7 protein-coding genes are annotated in these 7,063 nt (G+C 69.8%); 4 read left to right on the forward strand and 3 right to left on the reverse strand.

The genetic code is table 11. From position 1 onward, the window contains the following. Window positions 1-32 precede the first annotated feature (32 nt). From ACT4N8_RS00120 to ACT4N8_RS00130, 3 genes are read left to right on the forward strand one after another with little or no spacing between them, the layout of a single operon-like run. Window positions 33-1,292 carry a DUF445 domain-containing protein gene (locus tag ACT4N8_RS00120; RefSeq protein WP_444856097.1) on the forward strand — a complete coding sequence of 420 codons (1,260 nt, stop codon included), beginning with the start codon at window positions 33-35 and terminating at the stop codon, window positions 1,290-1,292. Beyond that, window positions 1,289-1,552: a hypothetical protein gene (locus ACT4N8_RS00125; RefSeq protein WP_444856098.1), complete on the forward strand. Its 264-nt coding sequence runs from the start codon at window positions 1,289-1,291 to the stop codon at window positions 1,550-1,552. The genes ACT4N8_RS00120 and ACT4N8_RS00125 overlap by 4 nt, the downstream gene beginning before the upstream one ends. Before the next feature lie 51 nt (window positions 1,553-1,603). Continuing rightward, window positions 1,604-2,953 carry an amidohydrolase family protein gene (locus ACT4N8_RS00130; protein WP_444856099.1) on the forward strand — a complete coding sequence of 450 codons (1,350 nt, stop codon included), beginning with the start codon at window positions 1,604-1,606 and terminating at the stop codon, window positions 2,951-2,953. Window positions 2,954-2,963: 10 nt separating this feature from the next. On the opposite strand, the gene ACT4N8_RS00135 is transcribed toward ACT4N8_RS00130, so the two are convergent. Next, complete coding sequence (locus ACT4N8_RS00135; RefSeq protein ID WP_444856100.1) at window positions 2,964-3,452, reverse strand: hypothetical protein; 489 nt, start codon at window positions 3,450-3,452, stop codon at window positions 2,964-2,966. Window positions 3,453-3,462: 10 nt separating this feature from the next. Then, complete coding sequence (gene murA, locus ACT4N8_RS00140) at window positions 3,463-4,746, reverse strand: UDP-N-acetylglucosamine 1-carboxyvinyltransferase (RefSeq protein WP_444856101.1); 1,284 nt, start codon at window positions 4,744-4,746, stop codon at window positions 3,463-3,465. Window positions 4,747-5,006: 260 nt separating this feature from the next. Here murA and ACT4N8_RS00145 point away from each other — a divergent pair, with 260 nt between their 5' ends. Beyond that, entirely contained in the window at window positions 5,007-5,639 is a 633-nt protein-coding gene (locus tag ACT4N8_RS00145; RefSeq protein WP_444856102.1) for a Crp/Fnr family transcriptional regulator, read from the forward strand. A gap of 6 nt (window positions 5,640-5,645) precedes the next feature. Here ACT4N8_RS00145 and ACT4N8_RS00150 read toward each other — a convergent pair whose 3' ends face one another. Continuing rightward, window positions 5,646-6,899, reverse strand: a complete 1,254-nt coding sequence (locus tag ACT4N8_RS00150; RefSeq protein ID WP_444856103.1) for a PAS domain-containing protein — start codon at window positions 6,897-6,899, stop codon at window positions 5,646-5,648. Between the last annotated feature and the right edge of the window lie 164 nt (window positions 6,900-7,063).

The following is a 7,063-nucleotide window of genomic DNA, read 5'->3' on the forward strand; positions in this document are numbered from 1 at the left end:
GAACCGACGCCGCCGCCGGTTATTGAACCGGCATGAGCCGCCTCGATCTCAGCCGCTTCGCCGCCGCGCCGCCGGACCGCGCGCGTGGCATGCGCGCGCTGGCGACGGCGATGCTCGCCGGCATGGCCGCGATCTTCATCGCCGCCACCGGCCTCGTCGATCAGCATCCCGCCTGGGGCTTCGTCCGCGCCTTCGCCGAAGCAGGGCTGGTCGGCGGTATCGCCGACTGGTTCGCGGTCACCGCCTTGTTTCGTCACCCACTCGGCCTGCCCATCCCGCACACCGCGATCATCCCCCGGAACAAGGACCGGATCGGCGACACGCTCGCCGCCTTCCTCAAGGACAATTTCCTCACCCCGTCGGTGGTCGCGCGGCGGATGCAGGAGGTCGACGTCGCCGGCGCGGTCGGCCGCTTCCTCGCCCAACCGCCGGGCGAGGGCCGCCTGCGGGAAGGCGCCTCGCGGCTGCTCGCCGACATTCTCGAGGCGCTCGACGAGGAGAAGCTCGGCGGGATGATGAAGAGCGCCGTCGTGCAGCGGATGCGCGCGGTCGACGTCGCCCCTCTGCTCGGCCAGACGCTCGAGGCGGCGATGACCGAGGAACGGCACGTGCCGCTGGTCGACGCGATCGTCACCTGGGCCGGCCGCACGCTCGATGCCAACGAGGATCTGATCCGCGACATGGTCCACCAGCGGGCCGGCTGGATCCTCAAGCTCGCCGGGCTCGACGCCAAGCTCGCCGACGCGATCGTCGACGGGCTGCGGCGGCTCACCATCGACATGGCGGTCGATCCCGATCACCCGGTGCGCCGCAAGGCCGAGGAGGGCCTCGCCCGCCTGGCCTCGAATCTGAGCAACGACCCGGAGACGATGGCGAAGGTCGAGGCGTGGAAGAACGAGATGATCGAGAACAAGGCGGTCGGCGACTGGCTCGGCGGCGTCTGGGAGAAGAGTCGCGCCGGCCTGCTCAAGAGCGCGCGCGATCCCGACGCGGCGCTGGCGGGCAAGTTCGGCGAGGCGCTGCGCCAGCTCGGCGAGACGCTGCAGACCGAGCCCCGGCTCAAGCGCGCGATCAACCAGTTCGCCCGCCGCGCCGCCGGCGGCCTCGTCGCCTCCTATGGCGACGGCATCGTCAAGCTCGTCTCCGAGACGGTGCGCAACTGGGACGCGCGCACCGTCTCCGACCGGCTCGAAAATGCGGTCGGCCGCGATCTCCAATATATCCGGATCAACGGCACCCTGGTCGGCGGGCTGGTCGGGCTCGTCATCCACACGATCGAATATCTGGCATGAGCGGGCACGACGAGGAGCTGCGCGAGCTGGCCGCGAACCGCGGCTGCAAACTGGTCAAGTCGCGGGTGCGGACGCCGGGGCGGCGCGACTATGGCAAATATGGCCTCAAGGACGCCGAGACAGGGGCGGAGGTGTTCGGCTTCTCGCGCCATCGCCTGACCGCCACGACGGAGGAGATTCAGGAGTTCCTGCGCGGCGCCGCAGTGGCGGGCTGGAAGAAATCGCTGCACAAGCCGAGGGCGAAGCCGAAGCGGGGTTGAACCCGCGCCGCGTCTGGTCTTTCCTGGCACGCATAACAGGGAAGGATCGTCATGAAGCTCGCCAGTCTGCTCGCCGCCGTCGCCGCGCTTGCGCTCACCGCGCCCGCTTATGCCCAGGGCCAGCCCGCCGCACCGGCCGAGCAGGCCGAGCCGGTCACCGTGATCCATGCCGGCACCCTGCTCGCGATCCCCGGCCAGCCGCCGCGGCGCGAGGCGAGCATCGTCATCCGCGGCCGCCGTATCGCCGAGGTGCGCGACGGCTATGTCGATCTGCCCGGGGCACGGATCGTCGACCTGCGCGACAGCTTCGTGCTGCCGGGCCTGATCGACATGCACGTCCACCTCGTCGGCCTCGACGACCGCCTCCAGGCGCGGCTGCTGGCGCCGACCCGCGATTATGAGGACGAGGCCTATACCGCCTTGCTCAACGCGCGCCGCACCCTGCTCGCGGGCTTCACCACAGTGCGCGATCTCGGCGCCGAACCGCGCACGATCACGTCGCTCCGGGACGCGATCCTCGCCGGCCAGTTCGCGGGGCCGACCATCGTCGCCGCCGGGCGGGGCGTCTCGGTCTCGGGCGGCCACGGTGCACCGAACGGGCTCAACCGCGATCTCACCCAGGTCGCGCTCGGCCGGGCGAACAATGTCTGCAACGGCGCCGACGATTGCCGCCGCGCGGTGCGCGAGCAGATCTCGCTGGGCGCCGACGTGATCAAGTTCACCGCCACCGGCGGCGTGCTGAGCAACGTCGCCGGCGGCCTCAACCGGCAGATGACGCTCGAGGAGATGCGCGCCATCGTCGAGACCGCGCGCACCTTCGGCCGCCGCGTCGCCGCCCACGCGCACGGCGTCGACGGGGTCAACGCGGCGCTGGAAGCGGGCGTCGATTCGATCGAGCACGGCACCTTCACCAACGACCAGAGCTTCGCGCTCTATCGCCGGACGGGCGCCTATTACGTGCCGACCCTGATGGCCCCCGCCGCGGCGCTCGCCGACGGCGCCCGGGGCGCGCTGACGCCGTTCCAATATCAGAAGGCGCGCGAGGCCTCGGACAATGCCGTGCAGAGCCTCCGCCGCGCGGTGCGCGAGGGCGTCAACATCGCCTTCGGCACCGACAGCGGGGTCAGCCGCCATGGCGACAACGCGCAGGAATTCGCGCTGATGGTCAATGCGGGCATGACGCCGGCGGCGGCGATCCGGGCGGCGACGGTCGGCGCGGCGACCCTGCTCGGCCGGGCCGACACAATCGGCACCATCCAGGAGGGCCGCGACGCCGACATCATCGCGGTGCGCGGCGATCCGCTCGAGAACGTCCGGCTGCTCGAAAATGTCGGCTTCGTCATGCGCCACGGCCGCGTCCACAAGCTGGGCGGCGAGCGCCAGCTCACCGACGCGGACTGAAGCGCCGCGTTCAGCGCAGCCAGCGCATCATGTGCGGATAGGGTCGCATGCCGTCCGCGGCGGCGCGGTGCGGCTCGGCGCTCATCCCGAACCAGGCCAGCATCGGAATGCCGACGCCCCGCCCGGCGGTGAAATTGTCGATCATCGCCTGCGCGCCGCCGCGATAGCCCGCCGGATGGAACAGCACCGCCGGATCGAGCCCGATCTCGACGGCGGCGGCATAGGACCAGGCGATGGCGGCCATTTCCTCGCCGGGATCGCCGGAGACGTCATCGAGGTCCGGACGAAGTGCGGGATCCGTCACCGCGATATGGCCCGCCTCGTGGAGCAGGTCGCCCGGCCATTCCAGCCGCTCGGGATCGACGATCAGGGTGCCCGCGCGCACCCGCATCGCGGGCAGGAAACCGTCCTCGGCAATCGGCTCCAGCGTGACCGTGATTCCGATCCGATCGAGGAAGGCGAGAATGAGGCGCGCGTCCGGCCCGTCGATCGCGCGCACGGGGTCGGCCTCAGTCGCCGCCGACTCGCTCGATCTCGGCGCCGACCGCCTGGAGCTTCTCCTCCAGCCGCTCGTAGCCGCGGTCGAGATGGTAGATCCGGTTCACCTGGGTCTCGCCCTTCGCCGCCAGCCCGGCGAGGACGAGGCTCATCGAGGCGCGCAGGTCGGTCGCCATCACCGGCGCGCCGACCAGCCCCTCGACCCCGCGCACCACCGCCGAGCGACCGCGCACCTCGATGTCGGCGCCCATCCGGCTCAATTCGGGCACGTGCATGTAGCGATTCTCGAAGATCGTCTCGGTGAGCAGGCTGGTGCCCCTGGCGAGGCTCAGCATCGCCATGAACTGCGCCTGCATGTCGGTCGGAAAGGCCGGGAAGGGCGCGGTGGAGATGGAGAGCGGCTTGATCGCGCCGTCGCCGGTGACCTTGATCGCGCCCGGCTTGAACTCGATCAGCGCGCCGGCATCGGCGAGTCCGGACAGGATCGCATGCATCGAATCCTCGCGCGCGCCGACCAGCTCGAGCGAGCCGCCGGTGAGCATCGCGGCGCAGGCATAGGAGCCGGTCTCGATCCGGTCGGGCATCACTGCATAAGTCGCCCCGTGCAGCCGGTCCTTGCCGTGCACGGTCAGCGTGTCGCTGCGCAGCCCTTCGATCTCGGCGCCCATCGCGATCAGGCATTGGGCGAGATCGGTGATCTCGGGTTCGCGCGCGGCATTCTCGATTACCGTCGTGCCTTTGGCGAGGACGGCGGTCATCAGCGCGTTTTCGGTCGCGCCGACCGAGACGGTGGGGAAGCTGATCGTGCCGCCGGTGAGGCCTCCCGGCGGCGCCGTCGCCTTCACATAGCCGGCGGCGAGCTCGATCTCGGCGCCGAGCGCCTGCAGCGCCTTCAGATGCAGATCGATCGGGCGGTTGCCGATCGCGCAGCCGCCGGGCAGCGACACCGTCGCCTCGCCGGCGCGCGCCAGCAGCGGGCCGAGCACGAGGATCGAGGCGCGCATCTTGCGGACGATGTCGTAGGGCGCGACCGTCGAGGCGATGTTGGCGGCGCGAAAGGTCATCACCCGGCCGAACTCGCCCTTGCGCGCGCCTTCGACCGAGGTCGCGACGCCGAGCTCGTTGAGGAGATGGCCGAAGCTGTCGACGTCGGCGAGGCGCGGCAGATTGCGCAAGGTGAGCGGCTCGTCGGTAAGCAAGGCGCAGGGCATCAGGGTCAAAGCGGCGTTCTTCGCACCCGAGATCGGGATGCGGCCCTGAAGCGCCTTGCCGCCCTGGATGACGATCCGGTCCATGCGCGCCGCTTTAAGGCCTGTGAGGCGGCGCGCAACCCGCCCGCGCGGGGCCCGAAAACGCGCTGGACTGGCTATCCTCTTGATTTAAATCAGCGCAACCCCGAGAAATCCTTCTAATGATGACGTGACGGCTGTGTGTACGCGTAATATCGGGGGGCTTTTTGGGGGGAAGTTGTCTAGCTGAGCGGCTCAGCCACTATGTTCGGCTGTCTTCCGCCGAGCAGGCCGCGCTTGACCTTCTCGAGAAGCAGGAACGCCCGGTGCGGCGGGGCGCGGTGGTAATCAGCGAGAATGAGCCGCCGCGCGAATTGTTCATCGTCCAGTCCGGCTGGCTCCACGCCAGCGTCGTGCTGGGCAATGGCAGCCGCCAGATCATGCGCTTCTATTTCCAGGGCGACATCCTGGGCCTCCCCCTGCTCGCCTTCGCGGATTCGCCGGAAACCGTGACCGCCGTCACCGACGTGACGCTCTGCCCGTTCAGCCGCGAGCGGCTGGCCGCCCTGATCGCGGATCATCCGCGGATCGGAGCGCTGCTGCTCGGCCTCACCGTCGCCGATCGCGTCTCGCTCGCCGACCGCCTCGCCTCGGTCGGCCGCACCTCGGCCCGCGCCCGGGTCGGCGCCCTACTCTGCGACATCTTCGCGCGGATGCGCCGCCTTGGGCTCGGCCCCGACGAGAGCATCCACCTGCCGCTGACCCAGGAAGAGATCGGCGACGCGACCGGGCTGACCGCGGTGCACGTTAACCGGATGATGCGTGCGCTGGTCGAGGACGGAATTATCGAGCGCGCGAACAACCACGTCCGGCTGCTCGACGAGAAGAGGCTCGTCGCCGAGGCCAATTTCATAGACCGGACGGCGATCGAAACCGGTTGGCTGCCGCCCGCCAGGTAAGACGGCTCAGGCCGCGCTCTTGCGGATCGCCTGATCGACCAGCCGCGCGTCGGAAACGGGAGCCACGATGGCGATGCCGTCGGCTTCGCGGCGGCCGACCAGCAGCACGAACTCCCCGTCGCCCGCGACTTCGATATCCACCTTGGCGAGCGGACGGGCGCTGTGCAGCCGGGCGCGGATCTCGTCCCAGCGGTCGGCCTTGGGCGCGGGCGGGCGCGCGGCGCGCTCGGCGGCGACGATGCCCTTGAGCCCGCCCTCGAACGCCTCGCTCCGCGCCGCGAGCGCGCCGGCTGGAACGCCCTCGCGCGCCGCCCAGGAAAGCGCGGCGGCATATTCGGTGAGCCGGGTCTTGTCGTAGGTCGCGCCGAAGACGAGCTTGACCACCGGCGTCATCGGCGCGCGCGCCTGCGCCTTGATCCCGGCATCGTCGAGCAATTCGGCATAGGCTTCGGGATCGGAGGCGGCGGCGAGCGCGAAATCGTGGGCATGACCGAGCGCGCGGTAGAGCGCGGCGCGGCTGCGTTGGTCGGCGGCCGCCGCCTCCCCGGCGCTGTCGCGGGCGATGACGAGGCGGTCGGCCAAGCACGCGTCGGGCCACAGGCTCAACGTCGCGTCGTCTTCCGCAACTTCGGCGTCATGCACCTCGGCGTCGGCGTTCGGGCCGTCCGCCCAGACTGCGGCGGGCGGGGCGGCGATGGCGCGGTCGACCTGCTCGGCGAGCTCGCGGACGGTCGCGCTGTCGGCGATCTCCTTCCAGTTGATCACGCCGTAGATGAAGTCGATCGCCTCGCCGTTCGACGAGAGCGGCATGAGGATGCCGCGATAGAGCGTATTGTGGCCGCGCTGCCCGACGAACTCGGCCTCGAAGCCGATCGGCGCGCAATTGGCGATGATCTGCAGATAATGGTCGGTGAGCCGCGACAGGAGCGAGCGGCTCGGCACCTGGCCGACCGCATAGATCGCCTGATCGAGCCCGCATTCGGCGCGCAGCGCCCGGCCGAGAAAGGCGATCTGCGGATCATGTTCGTCCTGCGAGAAATCGATCAGCACGCTGTGCGGGCCGAAATCCTCGATATTCTGCGGATCGAGATCGTGGATCGCGGGATAGGGGCGGCCGTTCAGCAGCGACACCCAGTAGTTATAGGCGCGCACGTGCATGCGCCGCTCGTCGATCCCGATCTCCGGTGGGCGCTCCATCGCCGGCTCGTCCTCGACGGCAACAGGCGCCGCATCGTCCTCAAATCCACGCAGGCTGTCCATGCGCCCGTCACCCCTTGTTCTGGCAGGGGAAAGTGCACCGCGCGTGGTTGAGATATGGTTAAGCTTGACAAAGGGTTTCGGCGCCGACGCGACCGGCGCGTTCCGGCTGGCCTAGGGCAAAGCGATCAGTGAAATCTGGCGGCCGTAGGTAGGCTCGCCGCGAT

Source organism: Sphingosinicella sp., from assembly GCF_052387495.1.
Lineage (GTDB): Bacteria > Pseudomonadota > Alphaproteobacteria > Sphingomonadales > Sphingomonadaceae > Allosphingosinicella.